This window comes from Ruegeria sp. CH11, assembly GCF_056537105.1.
In genome coordinates, this window is record NZ_JBQFQX010000002.1 from 294564 (window position 1) to 316530 (window position 21967).

Consider the following 21967-nt stretch of genomic DNA (forward strand, 5'->3'; position numbering starts at 1 on the left):
CCGAAACCTTGAACTGGCTCCGTCCCTACAGCCTATTCCGTGAGCGTCGGGAAAACCCGACGACAGTCGTCGCCAACGCAGGTCACGTGCCCTTCTTCATCCAGATATATGCGCCTGAGCGGGGCAAAATAGTGGCGGATTCCCTGCGGACGCTGCGCCTTTGGCACAGGAGCCTCGCCGGGACTCTTTTCCTGCGGCCAGAGGATATCCGCAATCGCCTCGCGCGCTGGGATTTGCCAATAATCGCCAGTTTTGTAATCGCCCTCGTCTTCAAACCAAACCTGAATGCCGTCTTCGAGTTCGATCCAGGTCTTTTCCTGCACAGGGATTGCACCACATCCCTGATCCCAGCGTCGCAAGATCGGATGCGTGTCCGCGTCTTCGGGAGAATCGGGCAAAGCTTCTCCTTCTGGAACATCCAAGGTCACCTGGGTGTTGGCACGGTCAACCGACGTGATTGCCCTCAATGGGCGTGGCCGTGCGGTCAGTTCCGAGACGTTATCGACAATTTCGACCCAGTCGCCTTCCTTCAGGTCATGCTGGGCATCCGCTCCAAGGCTGTCCAACGTAACAGTCGCCCCTTGCAAACTGCGAATTTTGAAGGCCACCGAACCGTTGTCTCGCGACCATTTAAATGTGGCCTTCCCTGCGGCAGCCCCGGCAGTTCCCGCATCATGGATTTCGATGCGATAGAGCCGGTTCTCAGAGCCGCGATACTGCCGAGTTGAAGAGTCCGAGCCGGTTTCCTTCACCGGCACCTCGATTCTGGCCCGAGCCCGCAACCGGCGTGGCAGGTTCATCGGATCGCGGACCAGCACGTTCAGCAGTTCCTCGCATCCCAGATCTATCTCATCCGCCTTTTGAATGGGCGCGGCCTTAACCTGACAGATGATTTTGGCGCGTGTGGCTGTATCTGACCCACCCAAAGCAGGGTCGTGAATTGCGTCATCCTGAAGCCGGTTGATGTGCCTTTCCCAAACGTCCAGGTAAACCAGATAGCGTCCACCCGGGCGCAGTTCATCGCAATCGCCAGAGACCACCGGAAAATCGGATTGCGTCGTGTAGCGGATCGGGACAGGTTCGTCTTGCCCCGGGTCATCCGACAGCGGCGTCAGTTCACATGCAATGCCCTCGACATAATAGCGCCCCCGGCCGATCTCGAAATCACACGGCAGGTCATCGGACGCGGTGATCTTGAACCCGTCACCCGGCCCTCCGTGCGGACCGATCAGGTCTGCCGCCAGCGTTCGGGTCATCTCGAACAGGATCGCGGCCTGCTCATTCCAGTCGGCATCCAGCAGCACGCGTCCCTGCTGCATCAGGACCCGCGTATATCGGTGCTGTCGGCGAAAACTATCGCGGCTGAGGTCGGCTTTCATGAATCCACCCTCCTGTATGGCAAATGTTACCTGGTTGGGCTTTGCTGTTCGACGGCGGTTAGTTCGTATTGCAGGCCAAAGCCCCGATCTTAGATCGTTTGTGCCACCCGCGGCGCTGCCCTTTAGGCCAGTACGCAACACAGAAACAGACATCTAAAGCGTACCAGATCACCGTTTTCTGACAAGCCCGCGTGAACAGGCCGAAACCCGCGCATGAAGGCCAAAAAACTGTTGAGAATCACGCGTGGTTGGGCAGTGATGGCGAAATCCGCTGAGTAAGACGAGAAACCCGATGCGATATCCGATCCTTGTTGCAATGCTGTCTCTTGCTGCATGTGGCAGCGCACCGGACGAGCCTTTGACCCGGCTGTATCCCGGAGAAACGCCCGAGTTGCGTGTGATGATCAACGAAACTGCAGATGCGTATGACGTTCCCCGCAGCCTCGTGCATCGTGTGATCCAACGCGAAAGCGATTACCGCCCTCATGCCCGAAACGGCCCCTACTATGGGCTGATGCAGATCCTGCCTGCAACGGCACGACAGATGGGGTTCCGGGGTGAGGCCAATGACCTTCTGGACGCACAGACCAACCTGACCTACGCGGTCAAATACCTGCGCGGGGCGTGGCTGGTCTCGGACGAAAATGAGCCAGAAGCGGTGATGTGGTACGCCCGCGGCTACTACTACGAAGCGCGGAATCGCTGCATGCTGGTTGAGACGGGCCTCAGGGACACCGAAGTACGCAAATACTGCGGCTGAGCGTGTTCCAAAGTGGCGCGGTCAATCCGCGCCCTATGCCTTTGTTTCCTGAATATCGTCGCTTCTGGACAGCTCGGCTCCGGTCGCGCTATCGTTCCGCTCTTGTTCTCGGGGCAACAGGAAGCCGATGCCTGCGACCAGCGTGCTGCCCCTGCCCTCGCTTTGCCCCGCCCGGTCCGAAATTTTGAGCATGGCATCAACTGTGCTAGACTGACGCCGTTTCAATCAGTCCATTTCCGGGGTTTCCCATGTTCAACTATTCCGACCCGTCCGGGTCTGACCATCTTTCCCGTTTTCGTGCGCTCAGCGAGTGGCGCGGCCTAGTCGAGGCGTCGTACAGAGACGCGGCCAAACAGCCAAACAGCGCGTTCACCTGGATCGATGCACTGCTGGATGTTGACGAAGCAAGACGCGAAGAAGCCACCATCCCCTGGCAGGCCTTTCCCATTCGCGTCGGTGGGACCGCCGCGCAGATAGACGCCGACCGCCGATTGCAAGAGGAATATGTGGAATGGGCCGTCTTCCGAAACCCGAGTGGCGGTATCAACCGGATTACCTTCACCACCGAATTTCGCGAATATTTCGGTGTCCTTGCCGGGGTCTCGCCGACCGGGATCAAGACCGCCGTGGCATCGATGAACCCCGGCGCAAACCCCAGCAATCTGGAGCTATACGGGCGCAGCAACCTGACAGGAACAACCACGCGCCAGCGCGAGATCCTGTTTCTGAACCATTTGCGCAACAACCCCTGGAACAATGGCGATAAGGGCATTCTGGCGCTCACTACTCCGGTGAATTCCATTCCCGCGCTCTTTGGCCTAGCGGCCTTTTGCGGCATCGAAAGGGCCGGTCTGCCAGCGTCCGAGGTTTGCGCAAATGTCGGCGGCGCATGCGTGCCGGGACGGCAATCCGACCCGCAGATCTGCACCGCCTGCCAACAACAGGTGCGCGCGTCCCGGTCTTTTTCGCTGATCGATCCCATCGGCATATTCATTCAGAGCCTATCCGGGAACTGGACGGTCAACGGCAACCAGATTGATATTAACGATCAGACCGTTGCCAGCCCCCGCTGGTTGGTCAGCCGCAACGGTCGGCGCGGTACACTTCTGGTCGACGGAGCAGGAGAACTGCAGCTTGACGGCGATCCCGTAACGAGCGGCTCGCAGGTGGCCACCAAGCTGTTTGTCGCGGCAACAGTTGCAATTGCAGCCGATGCCGACCTGCCCGAATGGGCGCGCACCGGCAAGGAAAACCTGCAGCGCCCAGACGCGCGCACCGGATAACGGAGGTCTCGATGCAATTTAAACTGACCGCACTCGCGCTTGCTTTTGCCGCGCCTCTGCACGCACAGCAACTGTTGCACCAGCCAACAAACACTGGACCGCTGTCGCCCATGCCTGCCGGATTGCTCGATCAGATCGACGATCCATTCTTCAACATCGCCATTCAGGCTAACCCGCAACCCAGGTCGCTGGACGCGCTCATCGGCGTTTTGCTCGACGGCGGGCGGTCGGATTTCCGCAGCTTTGTGGTTGGCGAGCAGATCGGGCGCAGCGCCTTGACGACCGAATGCGGCCCGTCGAACCGTCGCATGGTGATTTCCTTCATCGGCACTCACGCGCCCAGCGGTACCGTTCTGGACAACAACATCTTTTTCTCGGTTTTCATGACCCCAAACAGCCCGGTCGGGGCAATTGAGGTCGTTGCCTGGGATGCCACTCACGACACCTACAACTATTACAAGCTGGAAGGCGGCAGCTGGCGATTCCGAAACACATCCAGCGAGCTTGACACAGCGTCGCCCAGCGCCCTTTCTCAGGGGTGCCTGTCCTGCCATGTCAACGGCGGTCCGGTGATGAAAGAGCTGACCTTTCCCTGGAATCACTGGCACAGCCTTCCCAACACGTTCGAGGCGCTGTACCTCTTTCCCGGCGCGCAGAGCTGGCCGATCGCCAACACAGGATTTATGGGAGGTCGTCTGGCTGGTGCCCAGACTCTCGAAAGCTCGGTGCAATCCTCGTTGCAGCGATTCATCGACGCGGATATTCGCAACCATGTCAGTACGGCTGCGGATGGCAGTGTCGAGGTTTCAAACCTGCCAAATCTGCTCGACAGTCTGTTTCAGACGACCGAGCTGAATCTGGGCAGTGCCAACAACACGTCGGGTTTGGACGAAGGTGGTATTACCGAACGCGCGACAAGGCGGCTCAATATTCCGGACAGCTTCTTCGTGAATATCTTTCAGATGCGCGATATAGACCTGCCGGTGTTCAACGGCCTTAGTCTGGTCACTTCTGTCTTCACGCCCGGCAATCTGGGCTTGTCGGTCGACGAATATGAGGCATTGCTGACCAACAGCGACATCGGCACCGCATGTATGCCCGGCCGGGATACGCTGTTCCCGTGGTTTGGACCAGAACCTTCTGAATTCGACCGCCGTATGGTCGAACGGCTTAACAGGCGGGGTGTGATAGACGACGACTTTGTGGCCTCTGTGTTGGCCATTGACGTCGAAACGCCCCTGTTCTCGGCGCCGCGCGCGTCGCTGCTGCGCCATGTTCCCCAAGATGTGAGTGCGGCGTCGCTGCCGCAATTGCCAGATGCGGTGCGTGCTGCAGTCATCGCCAGCCTTGAAGCCGAGGCCAGTCGTTCAGAAGCCGAAGAGGATTTTCTGGCACTGCTGAACAGCGCGGATCCGGTATCCCAACTTGACCAACGGGTCAGAGACTTCCTGTCGCGCACTCAGGATCAGCTTGCCAATACAGCGACCCGGCAATCCCATCTGGAGACGTTGTTTTCGCAATTGCTGGAAAACCGCGAGGCATTTCAGGCAAATCCGGTCAGCGCGCCATTGAACGAATTTCCGGGCCTTCTGCCAAACCCGGCCAATTAGCGCCAGCCGCGTTGATCCCCAGCGGATGTGCGTGACACCCGGCGTCGCACAGGCGCGGGTCACGGCAACATGTCTGGGACTGACCGGACGCGATTCAGACTTCACCAACATTCCGATCATAGGGTTTTTTTGATAGCCTGACCGTGTCGGCGACGTTTCCTGCCTGAATAGAAAGGTTTGTGCGAGCAATTATGCGAATTTTTCTTGCGGTTTTAACGTGCTTCCTCGGGCTGATAGCACCTCGTGCGTCGTTCGCTTGTGCGGTTTGCATCGAACTGCCCAAAGCATCCATCGCAGATCACATATTGTCCGCCGACGTCATTGTTCTGGCAGGTCCGGCAACGGAAAACCCTTTCAGGTTCGCGGTGCGGGACGTTCTCAAAGGGGATGCTCAAAGGCTCGAATCCGCGCCCGAGATCCCATTCCTGATCGACAGCGTTACCCGCCGTGCGTTACGCGCTGATCCGACGCGGATGGTGCTGTTCACCTACGGGCCAAAGTACAAGGATAGCGCCGGTCGTGGTTCTTCGCGAGGTTGGAAGCGAATTTTCACCATGACCCCGGAAAGACGCGCGTTTCTTGAAAACCTGCGCGCTTCTGGCCAGCCTTGGACCTACGGAGGAACGGAAAGCCCTGATCGGGTCACGTTCTTCGCGGACTACTTGTGGCACACCGATCAATTGCTTCACGATCTGGCGCTGGTTGAAATTGGCCGGGCACCTTACGAATTTGTACGCCCGCTCGGTGACAGGTTTTCTACTGATCAAATTTTGCGGGAATTCGATATCCTGAACCGCTTTGCATATAGATCGGTCGCTATCCGCTTGCTTGGGTTGCAAACTGACCCGAAAGCGCGTTCGATTGTGCGCTCGCGCTATGTACGTTCATTAAATTCAGGCGGCCTTCATTCTTTCGAATGGTCAGTTGCTGGGATTGAAGCGGATCGCGGAATGGCGATCCGCGCAATTGGTGAGGTGCTTCAAAACCCTCGGCGAACAGATACGGACAAAGAACCTCTGATCCGTGCGTTGGCCGAAGTCGGGTCGTCGCGCGAAAACCTGAGAACCGAGATCGTCCAGGTACTTTCCAATGTCTTGGAGAACGACCCCCAAATGGCCCTTCCCATCGCGATTGCCACGCGAAGCTGGGGCGAAACAGCGTTGCACCAACAGTTTGGATCTTTGGCGCTCGAAGAAACAGACGCTGCAACGCAATTCATACTCAACTTGGTTCTGAACGGGCCTGTCGCTTCTGATTGACCTGATCTTGCTGTAGCGCCTAGTGCTTCGTCTGTTTCGACAGGTCAGGACGTGTCAGTTCATCCGGTTCAATTGGCCAGATCAAACATACAAAACACCTGAGGCGAGTGTTCAAACGATCCCCCGAGCTTGGAACCGCTTGGCTCTTGTTCCATCACTAAAGACCCCGACCCAAAAAATTGCTCACGGAAACCGGCACAGCATGATATAAAAAAAATCGAATATAAAAGAGCAACAAAAGCTCTTCAATTCCATTGAGTATCGTCGATTTAGGGGAGATCACAATGTTCCGAAAATCCGTTTGCTTCGCGTCGCTGTTGCTCGCGCCAACAAGCCTTTTGTCTGACGCCATACCAAACGAAGAAGCGGCGGAAGGCTTGTTTCTAGAGCGGCCATATTCCCCCTACGCCCAACGTTCATTCCCAGAACGCCCGCTGTGGGGGGACTCGCATTTGCACACGGGTCTTTCGTTGGATGCGGGTGCTTTTGGGAACACTCTGTTACCTGACGAAGCGTGGCGTTTTGCCAAGGGTGAACAGGTCATTTCCTCCACCGGCCAGCCAGTAAGACTGGCGCGACCACTGGATTGGATGGTTTTGACGGACCACACCGACCTGATGGGGTTTGCGCCGGACCTTCAGGCCGGCAAGCCCGGCGTTCTGGCTGATCCGAAGGGTCTGGAATGGTACGAAGGTTATAAAGCGGGCGGTGAAGAGGCCGGGAAAACTGCCTTTGATATCATTACCAATTTCTCGCAAATGACCCTGCCAGAAGTTCTGCTTGAGTCCTACAGCCCCGGTGCCGACGCTTTTGCCTTTACGTGGGAACAGATTGTTCTGGCGGCCGAGCGGCATAACGACCCCGGCAATTTTACCGCTTTCATCGGGTTCGAGTGGACCTCAGTCCCCAAGGGGTTCAATCTGCACCGAAACGTCATGTTGCGCGACGGGCCGATCCGCGCCTTGCAAATGGTACCACCGGTGACACAACCGCCCTTCGGCGATACGGATCCAAAAGCGCTCTATGCCTGGCTCGAAGAGTATCAGGAAACAACGGGTGGTCGCGCAGTTGCCTTTGCGCATAACGGCAATCTTTCGAATGGATGGATGTTCCCGACCGAGGACACGTATCACGGCGGCAAGGTTGATGCTGAATATGTGGCGGCCCGCGCCAAATGGGAACCTCACTATGAGGTCACACAGATTAAAGGCGACGGCGAAGCGCATCCGTTCCTAAGCCCGGATGACGAATTTGCCGACTATGAAAACTGGGATGTCGGTAATCTCGATATCACCGAGCTGAAGACCGACAATATGCTGGCCGGTGAATACGCCCGTGAGGCCCTGAAACGCGGTCTGATGCTGGAAGAAAAGTTCGGCGTGAACCCCTATAAGTTCGGGATGGGTGGCGCGACGGACAGCCATACTTCTTTGGCCACTGCCGAAGAGGACAACTTTTTTGGAAAATCCGTCAGCGTTGAGCCTTCGGCCACGCGGATCAAGCACCCGTTCATTGCGAACGACCTGGGCGAAATACCTGGCGACCTGCTTGTCGCATCCGGTTATACGGCCGTTTGGGCGACCGAGAATACCCGAGCGGCGATTTTCGATGCATTCAAGCGACGCGAAACCTATGCGACCACCGGGCCCCGGATCGGTCTGCGGTTCTTTGGTGGATGGGATTTCGATGAGACGGATATGGAAACCCGATTTATTGCGGATGTCGGCTATACCAAAGGTGTTCCAATGGGTTCCGACCTGCGCCCGCGCGAAGGTGATGGTGCCCCCTCGTTCCTGATTGCAGCACTGCGTGACCCTGTTGGTGCCAATCTGGATCGTGTGCAAGTGGTCAAGGGGTGGCTGGGCTCCGACGGTGCCTTGCAGGAAAAGGTGTATGACGTCGCGTGGTCGGATAACCGCGCCGCTGATGACAATGGCAAGATCCCTGCGGTCGGAAATACCGTGGATGTCGAGACCGCCAGTTGGACCAACACGATCGGAACCGCCGAACTTGTGACGGTTTGGTCCGATCCTGATTTCGACCCGAATGCGCGCGCATTCTATTACGTCCGCGCCATCGAAATCCCGACCCCGCGCTGGATATTGTACGACAAGCTGAGGTTCGGTGCCGAACTGCCCGACGATGCAGTCCTAACCCATCAGGAACGCGCATATTCATCACCGATCTGGTACACTCCCGCAGAGTGACCAAGACACGACCAGAGTTGACCCCGAGGGCGCGGTTGCTGCCTCGGGGCATCCACAATTCTTCGCAAACGCGATGCGCGTTCATTTCCTTGCAAAAACAAATCCGCTGATGCCCGCATTGGCAGATAGAATCTGACCGCGTTTCACGCAGGAGCCTTCATGCGACTACTGAAAGAACCTCTGCTCCACTTTTTCCTGATCGGAGCAATTATTTTCGTTTGGTTTCATATCGTTGCGCCAGACAATGAAACCACTGAAAACCCGGCGACAATAGCGATCAACGAAGATGATATTGCGCTCTTGTCCACGCAGTTCGAAGCCCGGTGGAAACGCCCCCCAAGCGGCACTGAGCTGCAAGCCCTCGTCAATGCATCAATCCGCGAAGAGGTTTTGGTCAGGGAAGCGAGGAAACTTGGACTGGATCGCGGGGATACCGTGATCAGGTCTCGGCTGAGCCAAAAGATGGATTTTCTAACCGAAGCGATAGCCTCATCAGTCGTTCCGGAAGACGAAGATCTGGAAGCGTTTCTTCAACAAAATGCAGAACGCTACGCAACGCCAGACAAGGTCGCCTTCACACAGGTCTTTCTGGGTGAAGAGCCCAGCAAAGCCGAAATTGAGGGCGCGCTTGCGGCGTTGCGCGCCGAGAATGAGCTTTCAGAGTTTGGCGGTTCGACACTGTTGCCAGCCTCGATGCCCCTGTCTGCGACGCGTGTAATCGACTCGGTGTTTGGAACAGGGTTTTCCAAGGACCTTACACAGCTTGAGCTAGGTTCTTGGACCGGTCCTGTCCGGTCGGGCTATGGGGTGCATCTGGTTCAGATTCTGGCGACCGAGCCGAGCCAAGTGCCCCCGCTAGACGAAATTCGCGACGAAGTAATGCGGGATTGGCGTCGCACTGTGGGTGAGGATCTGGCGCAGGCGCAATATGAAACTCTGGCCGAAAACTACCAGATTTTGACACCCGATCTTACGGACCCGACCAGATGAGAGCTTTGATCGGCCTACTGTTCCCCCTGCTGTTCGCGTGGTCTGCAGGCAACGCCACTGCTCATGCCCTTGATCCCGGGTATCTGGAGATGCGCCAAATCACGCCCGATACCTGGAGCGTTCATTGGCGCAAACCGGATGTGAACGGTCAGCCGATGGCAATCGACGCGGTATTGCCAGCAGGCTGCACCCCGACGCGCGGCCCTGTGCCAATTCGTGAAAACCGAGCCTGGGTGTCATCCTGGGTTGCCGAGTGCGCGGGCATTGCCGGGCAACCTGTCGCGATTGAGGGTCTGGAAGCGCAACAGAACGATGTCTTAGTGCGATTGCACCCCATTTCTGCCGCCCCTGCCACGCTTCGCTTCACCCCCGATGCGGCGGTCCAAAACATACCATCTGAGCAGACAACATGGGCGGTTTTCATCGCCTATTTCCAGCTGGGATTTGAACACATACTGGAAGGTTGGGACCACCTGTTGTTTGTGTTTGCATTGTTCATTCTGGTTCGTGATCCCTGGCGACTTGTCGGGGCGGTAACAGCATTTACGCTAGCCCATTCGATCACTCTGGCTCTGGCAACATTTGGAGTTTTGAACGTTCCCGGCCCGCCAGTTGAAGCCGTTATCGCGCTGTCCATCGTTTTTCTTGCGATGGAGATTGTCAAAAGCAGTGAAGGTCGGTTCCGGCTGTCGAAACAGAAACCCTGGATCGTGTGTTTCGGATTTGGGCTTTTGCATGGGCTTGGCTTTGCAGGGGCTTTGGCTGACATTGGGTTGCCGATGAACGATATTCCTGCGGCCTTGCTGGCCTTCAACCTCGGGGTCGAAGCCGGCCAGCTATGTTTTATCGGCGCATTGGCGCTTCTCATAGCGATCTGGCGACTGATTGCCCTTCCGATAAGCCAAAGGACGACAGTGTTTGCCGCCTACGGCATCGGTTCGGTGTCGATGTACTGGCTTATTGAGCGCATAAGCGGGTTTTGAAGGCACGGTCAGGCGCGTCCGAACAGTTTCAACCGAAACGCTGAGGTTGCAGTTTGGGCGGTGCCGAGTTCGCTCAATTTGGCTGAAAGAAAAGCCGGGTGTTTCCCGACCGGGCCCATGTGGAAATCGCAGCGCCAGATTATTGCAGATCGAATTGGTTGGCAGCGCCCCGTGTTTCGTTGCGCCCGTCCGGGAATTGCAGGAAAAGCCCGCCATTATTCAGGAAGTTGAGGTCACCGGTGATGGAAATCGCTGGTGGATCGATCCAAACCGCAGCGTGGCGATGGTTTGCGGCACCGTCCATCCCGGCCACGCTTCGTGTTCGGAAGCCTTCGAACACGTTGTTTTCGATCAGGCTGTCCATATTGTCGGTCGATCGGTTGTGGCGCGCGCGTCCTGCACCGGGCCGCTCGGCGACGATCGAAACGAAATGTTGCACGCCGTCATGCACATAAGCTGATACGTAGACCGGCTTTCTGAACTCGGCAAAAGCCTGGTCCAAGAAAGCCTCGTATTGGTCGTTGTTTGCGGTACGGCGCAGCTGGGTGGCGATGGTCCAATCGCCAATATCGATGGGATGATAGACGACGGCGTGGACAAGCTCTCCGTTGACCGAGGCCACGGAAACCGAGATTGGAGCCATGTTCGAGGCCTGCATCTGAGCGGCAAGCGTGTCATGCTGTGCCGCAGTCAGCGATGAGCGAACCACCGGTGCGCCGTCAACCTGGCGGAAAATGGCGGTATAGCGCGAGCCATTGGGCGAGGCGCAAATATCCAGGTAGTCAACGTCAAGACCGCTCGCTTGAAGCGCGGCACTCAGAAACCCCATTTCGTCCACGCCCACAACCGCTGACCACGGGCCTTGCGCAGCGGTCCAGACCATATTGAAGAACATCTCGCCATTGACGTGATAACAGTCGAGGATTTCGGGCATGAAACCGGAATCTGCCAGATGATCGAAAACGCGGCCAAAGTCGGATATCGGCATGGCAACGCGGTGTACCTCGCGCGACAAGGTTGTCGGCGGCCAGATCAGCGTGGTGGAATCTGCTGGCACCGGTCCTCCGTTCAATGGCACCCAATTGTCGATATCCGCCTCATGCAGGAAGTTACCCAAGCTCACGCGCAAACCAAACATGCCGCGTTCGTAGCGCATCGGGACCGGAGCGGACGGAGTGCTGCCAAAGCCGGTTTCGACATGTACGTGCAGGTGGGGCCTCCTGGATGCCCCCGTATTCCCGATAAGGCCCAGAACCTCGCCCTGACGTACCCTGGGGCGCCGGACCTCTTGTCCGTTGAAGATCGTGCCCGTTGCTGTGGCAGGCGGAACCCCTTCCGGCACGAAGGTGGCCGGGTCAACATCCGGATTGCTCACAAACGGAGAGGCAGGTGCCGACGCTGGTAGCAGCGCGGCGTTTTTACCGGGACACAGCCGCGCGGGGATGGTGTCGGGGATCGCATGGGCATAAAGGGCCACCGTGCCGTCGTCATGTCTGATCCATAGGTGATTGCCGCCCGGAATAATCACTTTCGGCGGCACATTGTTGCCCGGTTGCCCCAACACGCGCGGGTCAATAACCCCCGGTCGCGGGTTGTCTGGAGCAAGTCGCCAGCAGCCAATGACCTCGCCCGAGGCCATGGCGTAAAACGGTTTACCGTAAATGCGCATATCGTCGTTTTCGGCATCCTGAAGATTGGCCGGTGGACCGCCTTCGAACTCATGCCAGATGTTGTCGCCGACATGCCCCATCACAAGCGGGTCGATCGCCAGGTCCTGAATGCCCAGATTGCCACCGGCATGTGGGCCGACGCTCACACGCTCACCCGGGACCAGGTCGTTGGCACGCATAGGGAACTCAAAGGTCTGGGCGGTAACGATCCCGCACAATGATGAAAAACAGAAGCAGTATAACGAAAACCCAATGACTCTCATAAGCGTAACTCCTCGAGGCAAAATTGGCAGGCGGCTGAACCGCAGAGGTGCTAAATCGCTTCTTATATTGTAGCATATTTTCGCCAGCGCGCCCATTCGCGCGAGGTTTCGGTTTAAGCGTTTGAATGCAAATCCGCTTGCGAACGCCGAGGCCCGCCGACACTCGTCATCCTGACCTGACGTGTCGTTTTGCCAGGCCTTTCAAGCTAGAAATTTCACACAGAAATTGGCGCGTTGGCGGCTGCCCGTTTCAGCCTGCATCTACAATGCCAAACGGGCAGCCTGCGCAGCTCCGCGCTAGGCGATCAGGTTATGGTCGATCACCTCAAAGGCGAATTCGTCAACCGTGAACATGGTGTCACCGCTTGCAGACAGTTCCACCGTGTCAAAACTCGTGCGCCCCAACGAGCCCTGGAAATCGCCATCATCGGCGTCTGCCACAAGCGTTCCTACAAGTTCACCGTCATCGTAGAAGGCAACCTCGACCTCGCCGTTGCCATGGCTTTCGCCAAAGCTGAAGATGAACTCCACCGCCTCGAAATCGGTGTCCTCAAGAGCAATCTTCAGGCTTTCGTCCCCGTCAACCATTCTGGCCGCCCGCCCAAACAGAGGATCGTCAAACGAATAGACGCCAATCGCGCCGTGTTTGATGGCGACAAGTTCGAAATTGTTGGGGTCTATTGCATCGACCTTGATGCCTACGTCCGAGAATTTGAGGCTTTTGCGCACGGGACCAAGCCGGTCGACATCCACAACCTCGCCATCGATGCTTTCAAACGCCTTGGTTCTGAACCACCGCCCCGCTTCGAACTCGACCGCCAAAGTCTGCGTGTCCGGCAGGAACAGGCTTGTCAGCATCGGGTCATGGTCCGAGGCCCGCGAACTGGTTGCGGCGAACTCAGAATTGACATGGACGATGTCCACCAAGGCGCCCGAATACAAACCCTCAGACACCAGAATGTGGTCAAGCGACTGACTGTTTCCCTGAAACTCAAAACTAAAGCGTTCGTCTTCCGGGATATCGTTTGTCAGGTTGACGAGGCTTGTATTGTCTTCAAGATCGGCTACGGGCGAGACAAATTCGAACTCGTTGAAGTCCCCCAACACAACTGCATTGGCGCCATCGCCCAGACCGTTGACGAAATCCTGTACGGCCTGGCTTTGGGCTTGCCGCTCATCCAGGCTGCCGTTCACCGAGACATCCTCTTGCCGGGCGGTGAAATCCTGTTCGGTTCCCAGAATGGGCGCAGACCCGCCTTTCGAGGAAAAGTGGTTGTTGACCACCGTCACGGTCTCGCCGTTGAAAACAAAATCAGCGACCAGCGGCAGGCGCGCGCCCTCGAACGCTTCGCCCGGGCCTTGCCCGCTGATGGTTTGCACCGATCCCTCAACCAGTGACACGCGGTCGGGGTTATACAGGAACGCCGTGCGGATATTGCCGCCCGGTTGGCCGCCCGAGGTTCCATCGCCGATGAATGTGTTGTCGATTACCTCATAGGCCGGGCCACCTGCAGCAAGGATGGCTGCCGCCAGTTCCGCCAAAGTTTCAGATGCCGAAACGGTTCCATCATCGTCCGATCCGGAATTGTCCTGCACCTCTTGCAGGCCAATGATATCCGGGCTGCCCAGGTTGTTGGTGATATGTGCGGCTATGGCGTCGAACCGGCCATCTGCCACATCCTGATCGCCGTCGTCATCGTTTGGATCGAGGTTGAGAACGTTATAGGTGGCAATGGTTAGCTCGTTGGCTGACCCGGCAAGGTCTGTCGATTCCGGTTCCAACCCGGCGGACACGATGTTTGGTGTGAAATCCTCGGTCGGCAGGATTTCATAGTTGCCAAAGCTGTACCCAACAACGCCTGTGACGTCGCCAAGCTGATCACCGACATTCACCGTCGGGAAGTCAAAGTTGAAAATTCCGCTGTCTTCATCGATCTGGATTTTCTCGGGGTTGAAATCATCGGGTGAGATGTTCAGCGTGCCGCGCTCTGAAAGACCCGTTGCGCCGCTGCCCTGATCAGCGACCGCAAAGATCTCGCCAAACCGGCTCGTCCCGCTGACGGCCTGCAAATCGGTTGCGGTCACGCGCATCCCTTCGAGGCTCTCAAAGAAATCAATGCCGTCTTGTGTCGGATCGAATGAGGCAAAGGCATCGTCGTCAATGCTCCGGTTCGGAACCGCCCGTTCGCCTGGATCATTACCAATTAGAACCGCGTCGGGCAGGTCGTTGCCCGATGACTGAACCTCAAGATCGAAGATGTTGGTAAGCTGAGTGGTGGGCAGGTTCCGACTGCCCGTTCCGCCTGGGAAGAATTCGGCGACCGTTCCACCGACGGTAATCGCATCCCCGACTGCAACAGTCGGGTTGGACCCGGTGAACACGAATATCGCGTCCGAGGTGGCATCATCACCGTCCCCGTCAGGGTCCTGCAGATAGAATCCGTTGGTATCCACCGCCGTTACGATGCCGCTGGTCGAAACCATAGCACCGAGGATGCTCGATGGGCCCGCGGGCAGGTCGTCAAAGAACTCTGCAACGGTTTGCCCCTCAGGCAACACGAATTCCGACATATGGCCCGCGCCCTGAATCTCGTAAATCGCGACGATTTCGATGTCGCTGGCCGAGATGGAAACCTCGACCACGGGGGCGAGGATGCCGTCATATGACGGGTCATCGGAGGTGACGGAATGCTCGACATCCACGACCTCTGCCCCCTCTGGCAGATCGTCATCTACGGCGGTCACCGCGACCTGCTGTGGCTGATCAAAGTTGGTTGCGTCAAACACCAGTTCGGCAGGCACGACGTCCAGATCGGGTCCTGCGGCAATGGTGATCGTTACCGGTTGTGTGGGGGCGATCGATAGTGTGACCTCGTACGTATCCGCCATTCCGCCTTCGTCGGCAGCGAGATCCAAGTCACTTATGATGACCGAGGGTGACGGTGTGGCGTCGGTGACCGTGAAACCCGAAGGTTCGATATCGTCAATCCGCGCATTGTCGGTCTGCCAGTTGTCTGGATCGTTAATGGCCGCTTGCAACTCGGCCTTGGTGCCACTGAGCGGGCCGGTATAGACGCCATTGTCCGCCTCGGGAACCGCGACCGCGCTTGTCCCCACGGTCAGACCTGCCGGAAGCGCCGAAGTGTTCGACGAGGTCGCGTCAGCCTCGTAACCCGTGCCGTTGAAATGAACAGACGCGACAAAAGTCGGCGCGGCCTCATCGCCCTGATAGGCGTGTATCTGATCGCCACTGGCCGAGAAAGATGGCCCTGAGAATGCTGGATTGATCACAGTTCCCGCCGCGATATTTGCAGGCGCTGTCCAGATAAAAATACCCTCGGTATTGCGGAATCCGCCCGCTGCGAGCCAGCCGTTATCAGTAAATCTAATCTCGGTCCCGGCCTCGATATCGGTCAGGGCAACAAAGGTGAACTCGTCGGGATTGTCAGAATTGAATCCGGTAAACGCAATATCACCCGCAGCTAAAGTGGTCGGCATATCAGTCTCTCTTTTTGATCAGTGAATGGGCAGCAGGCCGAAATGCGACTCGCCGCGACACAACCCACGGTAGCTCAATCCGGCGAGCTTAGTTAAATGGTTGTACGTAACAGCGTTATTACGGCGGAGCTTTGCCGTCAGGCGTGCCGCATATTCTTCTGATCGACAGATAGCTGCAGCAGAATTAGTAGATTTAGGTTGCACCAATCAATCGTGCCAAAGCCCATCGACCCGGCGCAACTCGGTTGCGCAGGACCAAATCTATTCGACTACGCTAACGGCGCTGTACAGCTTTCGGAACTGCATCAACCGTTCGGATAGCACCTCCCTATCTTTTGGATCGAATCTATCCGTTGTTGGCGGCTGACAAGCGAGATCGTCTTCGTCCAATGTGCCCGCGCCACAGGCTGCCAAACGCGCCGCACCATAGGCGGGGCCGGAATCCGACCCATCCGATCGCACGATGGGTTTACCGGTTACGGTTGCAATCAGACCCAACAGCAGATCCGATTGACTGCCGCCTCCAATCGCAGCCAGTTCCGGCAAACTGTCTATGGTGTCGCCGAAACTCTGCGCCGCATCGGCAAAACAAAAGGCGATTGCCTCGACCACGGAACGGCAAATATCTGCGCGCGTCGTCGAATCCTCGAGACCAAAGAAGCAGGCACGAATATGCGGGTCTCCTAGCGGGCTGCGCTCGCCCGTCAGATAAGGCAAAAATATCGGAACGCGATCACCGTTGACGGTTTCCGCAAGACCGACAACTTCGGCGGCGGACAGTCCCAATTGACTGCCAATCCATGAAATCGGCCGCGCACCGTTCAGCATCGCTGCCATTTGATACCAACGATCGGGCAACGTATGCGCAAACGCATGCACATAGCGTTCAGGGTTGGGCTTGTACCTGCGATCCGCTACAAAAAGCTGACCGGACGTCCCCAATGAGATGAAGCCGCGCCCCGGTTCAGTTGCGCCCAAGGACACGGCCCCGGTTGCCGCGTCCCCTCCCCCGGCCACAACAGGGATGCCGGGACGCAACCCGGTCTCAGTCGCTGCCTGTTTCGTCACAGTCCCGACCACAGTTGTGCCAGCAAATACCGGTGGCAGCCAGTCGGTCGCCACATCGGTTGCTTCGGCGATACCAGCGTGCCAATTGCGTGACACCTGGTCCAGCCAGAGCGTTCCTGCGGCGTCGGACGTGTCGGTTGCCAATTCTCTGTGCAGACACAAGCCGATATAGTCCTTGGGCAGCAGGATATGCGCAAGCCTGCCATAGGTGGCCGGTTCATGTCGTTTCAGCCATGCAACCTTGGGCGCGGTAAAGCCCGGCAAGGGCAGGACGCCCGCGATCTGCCCAATTTGCGGCTCGGCAGCGCGCAGCTCATCGCACTCACGCGTCGCCCGGCTGTCGTTCCACAAGATCGCCGGGCGGATCGGGCGCAGATCGCGGCCCAGCACAACCGCCCCATGCATTTGGCCGGACAATCCGATTGCCCTGATGTTGGACAACTTGATTTGCGCAGCAAGCTGGATCAGCGCATCGCAAGTCGCCTTCCACCAAATGTCCGGGTGCTGCTCTGACCACCCGGGTTGTGGCGATGACGTCTGAATCTCGACAGAAGTCGTCGCTAGAATTTGGTCGTCATCCGCGCAGACAAGCTTGACCGCTGATGTTCCGATATCGATCCCGAGATACATTCAAACCCCTTGCCCAGCACAACGGGCTGGAACTTGCCTGACTATTGATTTTTTAGCGCGCGCAAAGAATATGTAAAAACATGATAAGATCAAGACGACTAAGATCCGCAGGCAGATTGGCATGACTAAAATAAAGAATATGGAAGAGTTCGCGGCCCTCAGCGGTATCTCGCGCCCCACCGTATCCAAATACTTCCAAGATCCCGACAGCGTCCGGCCGACAACACGCGCGCGTATCGAAGAAGCGCTCGAGCGGTTCGACTACCGCCCCAATATCTACGCGGTGAACCAGAACCGGAAACTGACCAAGAATGTCGGCATCGTAGTACCTTATTTGTCCGATCCGTTCTTTGCAGAGATCGCGCGCTATCTTGAGCAAAGCTGTATCACCGCCGGTTATCGACCCACCCTCTTCAGCGCTCATGGCGAACAAAAGCTGGAAAACGAAATTCTTGACGGCTTGCAAGCGATGAAGCCCGCCGGGGTTCTTTTGGCCCCGTTGGGGCGTATTTCAGACCGATCCGCAATCGAAAAATTCTGTGCCAACGTACCCACGGTTTTGTTCGACAGTAATCTGGAAGGATTGGGGGCGGCCTTTGTTGGCTCGGACAATTTCAGCTTTGTGTCGCAGACCGTGGAATACATGACCCGGACGGGCGAGCCGCCGTCTTTCTTCGAGATGCGTACTCCTGCGAATCCGAACGCAAACAAACGCAGAATTGCCTATGTCGAGATGATGGAGCGTCTGGGGTTCGAGCCCGATATCATCAAGGTTGATGGCAAGGGGTGGGCGTTTGAAGAAATAGGCCACAGGGGCGCGCTGAAAATTCTGGAAGAGCGCCGTCTAAAAACGGATTCGGTGCTGTGCAGCAATGACCGGCTTGCCATCGGCTTTCTTGCTGCCTGTTACGAACAGGGGATTCGGGTTGGCCGCAAGGATAACTGCACGCTTCGCGTGGCCTCGAATGACGATCATCCGTTCGCAAAATTTACGTGCCCCTCCCTGACAACAGCGGCGCATGACTATGACAACGTAGCGGCGCGTAGCGTCGAAACCCTGTTTGAACTCATTGAAAATGGGGGGAAATTCGACTCGCGGACCGAAACGCTTTTCCCTGCGCGGCTTGTTCTAAGGGACTCGGCATAACGCCTAAATTTTGACGCGCGTAAAGTTTTTATTGACGTCGCGATAACTTTTACCCTACGCTCCCTGCACGACATCCAAGCTCAGGGAGGACAGGGATGTATCTGAAACACGCACTACGTGCGGCGACTGCGTTGACTTTCGTCGCCACGGCAGCGGCCCACGCGCAAACGATTACTATCGCCACTGTGAACAACGGCGACATGATCCGGATGCAGGGCTATACCGACAAATTCACCGAAGCGACCGGCGTCGATGTCGAATGGGTGACGCTGGAAGAAAACGTGCTGCGTCAGCGCGTCACCACCGACATCACGACCAAGGGTGGCCAGTTCGACATTATGACCATCGGCATGTACGAAACGCCGATCTGGGGCGCGAATGGCTGGCTGGTGCCGCTTGAAGGCATGTCGGCGGAATATGACGTTGACGATATTCTGCCTGCAATGCGCAACGGTCTAAGCCATGAAGGAACGCTCTACGCGGCTCCGTTCTATGGTGAAAGCTCGATGGTCATGTACCGCACCGACCTGATGGAAAAGGCCGGGCTGGAAATGCCGGACGCGCCGACCTGGCAATTCATCCGCGACGCTGCCGCCGCAATGACCGACCGTGACAACGATATCAACGGCATCTGCCTGCGCGGTAAGGCAGGCTGGGGCGAAGGTGGTGCCTTCATCACCGTGACAGGAAACTCGTTTGGCGCGCGCTGGTTCGATGAGGACTGGAAACCGCAGTTCGATCAACCTGAATGGAACGAGGCGCTGACATTCTTCGTAGACATGATGAGTGAATCCGGCCCTGCAGGTTATGCTACAAACGGGTTCAACGAGAACCTGTCGCTGTTCCAGCAAGGTAAGTGCGGAATGTGGATCGATGCAACCGTTGCTGCATCTTTTGTAACCAATCCGGACGACTCGACGGTGGCTGACAAAGTTGGTTTCGCATTGGCCCCCAACTCGGAAGGTGTTGACAAGCGGTCCAACTGGCTCTGGGCCTGGGCGCTGGCAATTCCGGCAGGTACGGAACAGGCCGATGCCGCGAAACAGTTCATCGAATGGGCCACCTCGAAGGACTACATAGAACTGGTGGCGGAAAACGAAGGCTGGGCCAATGTCCCACCGGGTGCGCGTACATCACTGTACGAAAACCCCGAGTATCAAAAAGTTCCGTTTGCCAAGATGACGCTGGATTCGATCCTGTCGGCCGATCCGAATGATCCGACGGTCAAACCTGTACCCTATGTCGGCATCCAATTCGCGGCGATCCCGGAATTTGCAGGCATTGCCACGCAGGTCAGCCAGGAATTCTCGGCCGTCTATGCGGGACAACAAACCGTGGAAGAGGCGCTTGAGAAAGCACAGGCCTTTACTGCTGAAGAAATGGAAGCCGCAGGCTACTGAGGCATTCTCCCCGCGGGTGGGCAGAGGTCTGCCCCCCGCCCTACCCTTCCACAATTCACGTTTTTCTCGCAGGCTAAGGCACGCCTGAACAGAGAGGGTTTGCGTCATGGCAACTCAACATTCCCGATCCGTCGCGCGCCTGATGATGGCACCCGCAGTGGTCCTGCTACTTGGCTGGATGCTCGTGCCTCTGACGATGACGCTTTATTTTTCTTTCAAGAAATACCTGCCGCTGCGCGGAGGTGACCTGGGCTGGGTCGGGTTCGACAACTATGTCCGGTTCGTATCGTCCAGTTCTTTCTGGCCCGCCGTGCAAGCCACGCTTGTGATCGTTGGCGGTGTGCTGGTGATCACGGTTGTTCTGGGCATCCTGCTGGCCATGCTGCTGGATCAACCGATGTGGGGCCAAGGCGTTGTCCGCATCCTCGTGATTGCTCCGTTCTTTGTCATGCCCACCGTGTCTGCGCTAGTCTGGAAAAACATGTTCATGGACCCGGTGAACGGCTTGCTGGCGCATCTATGGCGCTTTTTCGGGGCCGAGCCGATCTCGTGGCTGTCCGAGGCGTCGATGACCTCGATCATCATGATCGTCTCGTGGCAATGGCTGCCCTTTGCGACGCTGATCCTGCTGACCGCGATCCAATCGCTGGACAGCGAACAATTGGAAGCGGCTGAAATGGATGGCGCGCCGGTGCTGAAGCGGTTCTACCACATCATCCTGCCGCATCTGAGCCGCGCAATCACCATCGTGATCCTGATCCAGACAATCTTCCTTTTGTCGATTTTCGCCGAGATCTTCGTGACCACCGGCGGTGCATTCGGTACCCGCACCCTGACTTACTTGATCTTCCAGCGCGTGTTGGAAAGCCAGAACGTTGGCCTCGGATCAGCCGGAGGTGTCTACGCCATCATCCTTGCCAACATCGTTGCGATCTTCCTGATGCGCATCGTCGGCAAGAACCTGGACGCGTGAGGAGGTAAGACCATGGCCCGTGCCGTTACACCCCGTCGCAAATCGCTGAACACCGCCCTGGCCTGGGCCATTGGATTGCTGATCTTTTTCCCGATCCTCTGGACCATCCTGACCAGCTTCAAGACCGAGGCGCAGGCCATTGCAAGCCCGCCTTTGTTCCTGAATTTCGACTGGACGCTGGAAAATTATGCCATCGTGCAGGAGCGGTCCGACTATATGCGGTTCCTGTGGAATTCAGTCATCATCGCGGGCGGATCGACGCTGCTGGGGGTGATCATCGCTGTGCCTGCCGCATGGGCGATGGCCTTTGTGCCCTCCAAGCGCACCAAGGACATCCTGCTGTGGATGCTGTCGACCAAGATGCTGCCTGCAGTAGGCGTGCTGTACCCGATTTACCTGCTGTTCATCCGTCTTGGGCTGCTGGACACACGCGGAGGGCTGGTCGTCGTGCTAATGCTGATCAACCTGCCGATCATCGTCTGGATGCTTTACACCTATTTCCGCGAAATTCCGGGCGAAATTCTGGAAGCGGCACGGATGGACGGAGCAACGCTGAAAGAGGAAATCCTCTATGTTCTGACGCCGATGGCCATCCCCGGCATCGCCTCAACCGTCTTGCTGAACTTCATCCTTGCATGGAACGAGGCGTTCTGGACCCTCAACCTGACGGCCGTTGATGCGGCCCCCCTGACGGCCTTTATCGCCAGCTACTCCAGCCCTGAGGGCCTGTTCTTTGCCAAGCTCAGCGCGGCCTCGACCATGGCGATTGCTCCAATTCTGATCCTTGGCTGGTTCAGCCAGAAACAACTTGTCCGTGGCCTGACCTTCGGCGCCGTGAAATAAGGAA

16 protein-coding genes are annotated in these 21967 nt (G+C 57.2%); 11 read left to right on the plus strand and 5 right to left on the minus strand.

The window, feature by feature from the left end:
• Positions 1-32 precede the first annotated feature (32 nt).
• A complete protein-coding gene (locus ACR0LX_RS05330) occupies positions 33-1379 on the minus strand; it encodes a DUF6519 domain-containing protein (protein ID WP_480782820.1) in 1347 nt (448 codons plus the stop codon).
• A 292-nt stretch (positions 1380-1671) separates the two neighbouring features.
• Here ACR0LX_RS05330 and ACR0LX_RS05335 point away from each other — a divergent pair, with 292 nt between their 5' ends.
• Positions 1672-2139 (plus strand): transglycosylase SLT domain-containing protein, encoded by a 468-nt coding sequence (locus ACR0LX_RS05335; protein ID WP_480571034.1) that lies wholly within the window; start codon positions 1672-1674, stop codon positions 2137-2139.
• 33 nt (positions 2140-2172) lie between these two features.
• Here the strand turns inward: ACR0LX_RS05335 and ACR0LX_RS05340 are convergent, their stop codons facing one another.
• A complete protein-coding gene (locus ACR0LX_RS05340; protein WP_480782821.1) occupies positions 2173-2331 on the minus strand; it encodes a hypothetical protein in 159 nt (52 codons plus the stop codon).
• A gap of 56 nt (positions 2332-2387) precedes the next feature.
• On the opposite strand from ACR0LX_RS05340, the gene ACR0LX_RS05345 reads away from it, so the two are divergent.
• From ACR0LX_RS05345 to ACR0LX_RS05370, 6 genes are all read left to right on the plus strand, one after another.
• Complete coding sequence (locus ACR0LX_RS05345) at positions 2388-3422, plus strand: hypothetical protein (RefSeq protein ID WP_480782822.1); 1035 nt, start codon at positions 2388-2390, stop codon at positions 3420-3422.
• 11 nt (positions 3423-3433) lie between these two features.
• Entirely contained in the window at positions 3434-5032 is a 1599-nt protein-coding gene (locus ACR0LX_RS05350; RefSeq protein WP_480782823.1) for a hypothetical protein, read from the plus strand.
• Positions 5033-5337: 305 nt separating this feature from the next.
• Positions 5338-6291 carry a hypothetical protein gene (locus tag ACR0LX_RS05355; RefSeq protein ID WP_480782824.1) on the plus strand — a complete coding sequence of 318 codons (954 nt, stop codon included), beginning with the start codon at positions 5338-5340 and terminating at the stop codon, positions 6289-6291.
• A 284-nt stretch (positions 6292-6575) separates the two neighbouring features.
• A complete protein-coding gene (locus tag ACR0LX_RS05360) occupies positions 6576-8498 on the plus strand; it encodes a DUF3604 domain-containing protein (RefSeq protein ID WP_480782825.1) in 1923 nt (640 codons plus the stop codon).
• Positions 8499-8657: 159 nt separating this feature from the next.
• Entirely contained in the window at positions 8658-9488 is an 831-nt protein-coding gene (locus ACR0LX_RS05365; RefSeq protein ID WP_480782826.1) for a peptidyl-prolyl cis-trans isomerase, read from the plus strand.
• On the plus strand, positions 9485-10471 hold the full coding sequence (locus tag ACR0LX_RS05370) for a HupE/UreJ family protein (RefSeq protein ID WP_480782827.1): 987 nt from the start codon (positions 9485-9487) through the stop codon (positions 10469-10471). The genes ACR0LX_RS05365 and ACR0LX_RS05370 overlap by 4 nt, the downstream gene beginning before the upstream one ends.
• A gap of 139 nt (positions 10472-10610) precedes the next feature.
• Here ACR0LX_RS05370 and ACR0LX_RS05375 read toward each other — a convergent pair whose 3' ends face one another.
• The 3 genes from ACR0LX_RS05375 to xylB all read right to left on the minus strand — a co-directional run bounded on the left by ACR0LX_RS05375 (position 10611) and on the right by xylB (position 17600).
• Positions 10611-12320: a M23 family metallopeptidase gene (locus ACR0LX_RS05375; RefSeq protein WP_480782828.1), complete on the minus strand. Its 1710-nt coding sequence runs from the start codon at positions 12318-12320 to the stop codon at positions 10611-10613.
• 381 nt (positions 12321-12701) lie between these two features.
• The gene (locus ACR0LX_RS05380) at positions 12702-15902 is read right to left on the minus strand and encodes an endonuclease/exonuclease/phosphatase family protein (RefSeq protein WP_480782829.1); all 3201 of its coding nucleotides are present in this window, start codon (positions 15900-15902) and stop codon (positions 12702-12704) included.
• 261 nt (positions 15903-16163) lie between these two features.
• Positions 16164-17600: a xylulokinase gene (xylB, locus tag ACR0LX_RS05385; protein ID WP_480782830.1), complete on the minus strand. Its 1437-nt coding sequence runs from the start codon at positions 17598-17600 to the stop codon at positions 16164-16166.
• Positions 17601-17721: 121 nt separating this feature from the next.
• Here xylB and ACR0LX_RS05390 point away from each other — a divergent pair, with 121 nt between their 5' ends.
• From ACR0LX_RS05390 to ACR0LX_RS05405, 4 genes are all read left to right on the plus strand, one after another.
• Positions 17722-18747: a LacI family DNA-binding transcriptional regulator gene (locus ACR0LX_RS05390; RefSeq protein ID WP_480782831.1), complete on the plus strand. Its 1026-nt coding sequence runs from the start codon at positions 17722-17724 to the stop codon at positions 18745-18747.
• A 95-nt stretch (positions 18748-18842) separates the two neighbouring features.
• Entirely contained in the window at positions 18843-20147 is a 1305-nt protein-coding gene (locus ACR0LX_RS05395; RefSeq protein WP_480571063.1) for an ABC transporter substrate-binding protein, read from the plus strand.
• A gap of 106 nt (positions 20148-20253) precedes the next feature.
• Positions 20254-21120 carry a carbohydrate ABC transporter permease gene (locus tag ACR0LX_RS05400; RefSeq protein ID WP_480431073.1) on the plus strand — a complete coding sequence of 289 codons (867 nt, stop codon included), beginning with the start codon at positions 20254-20256 and terminating at the stop codon, positions 21118-21120.
• Positions 21121-21132: 12 nt separating this feature from the next.
• The gene (locus ACR0LX_RS05405) at positions 21133-21963 is read left to right on the plus strand and encodes a carbohydrate ABC transporter permease (RefSeq protein ID WP_480571066.1); all 831 of its coding nucleotides are present in this window, start codon (positions 21133-21135) and stop codon (positions 21961-21963) included.
• The last annotated feature ends 4 nt before the right edge of the window (positions 21964-21967 follow it).

Excerpts from the sequence above, each read along its gene's own strand:
- ACR0LX_RS05330 (WP_480782820.1), bottom strand. The coding sequence starts at position 1,379 with ATGAAAGCCGACCTCAGCCGCGATAGTTTTCGCCGACAGCACCGATAT.
- ACR0LX_RS05335 (WP_480571034.1), top strand. The coding sequence starts at position 1,672 with ATGCGATATCCGATCCTTGTTGCAATGCTGTCTCTTGCTGCATGTGGC.
- ACR0LX_RS05340 (WP_480782821.1), bottom strand. The coding sequence starts at position 2,331 with ATGCTCAAAATTTCGGACCGGGCGGGGCAAAGCGAGGGCAGGGGCAGC.
- ACR0LX_RS05345 (WP_480782822.1), top strand. The coding sequence starts at position 2,388 with ATGTTCAACTATTCCGACCCGTCCGGGTCTGACCATCTTTCCCGTTTT.
- ACR0LX_RS05350 (WP_480782823.1), top strand. The coding sequence starts at position 3,434 with ATGCAATTTAAACTGACCGCACTCGCGCTTGCTTTTGCCGCGCCTCTG.
- ACR0LX_RS05360 (WP_480782825.1), top strand. The coding sequence starts at position 6,576 with ATGTTCCGAAAATCCGTTTGCTTCGCGTCGCTGTTGCTCGCGCCAACA.
- ACR0LX_RS05365 (WP_480782826.1), top strand. The coding sequence starts at position 8,658 with ATGCGACTACTGAAAGAACCTCTGCTCCACTTTTTCCTGATCGGAGCA.
- ACR0LX_RS05370 (WP_480782827.1), top strand. The coding sequence starts at position 9,485 with ATGAGAGCTTTGATCGGCCTACTGTTCCCCCTGCTGTTCGCGTGGTCT.
- ACR0LX_RS05375 (WP_480782828.1), bottom strand. The coding sequence starts at position 12,320 with ATGCGTGCCAACGACCTGGTCCCGGGTGAGCGTGTGAGCGTCGGCCCA.
- ACR0LX_RS05380 (WP_480782829.1), bottom strand. The coding sequence starts at position 15,902 with ATGCCGACCACTTTAGCTGCGGGTGATATTGCGTTTACCGGATTCAAT.
- xylB (WP_480782830.1), bottom strand. The coding sequence starts at position 17,600 with ATGTATCTCGGGATCGATATCGGAACATCAGCGGTCAAGCTTGTCTGC.
- ACR0LX_RS05390 (WP_480782831.1), top strand. The coding sequence starts at position 17,722 with ATGACTAAAATAAAGAATATGGAAGAGTTCGCGGCCCTCAGCGGTATC.
- ACR0LX_RS05395 (WP_480571063.1), top strand. The coding sequence starts at position 18,843 with ATGTATCTGAAACACGCACTACGTGCGGCGACTGCGTTGACTTTCGTC.
- ACR0LX_RS05400 (WP_480431073.1), top strand. The coding sequence starts at position 20,254 with ATGGCAACTCAACATTCCCGATCCGTCGCGCGCCTGATGATGGCACCC.
- ACR0LX_RS05405 (WP_480571066.1), top strand. The coding sequence starts at position 21,133 with ATGGCCCGTGCCGTTACACCCCGTCGCAAATCGCTGAACACCGCCCTG.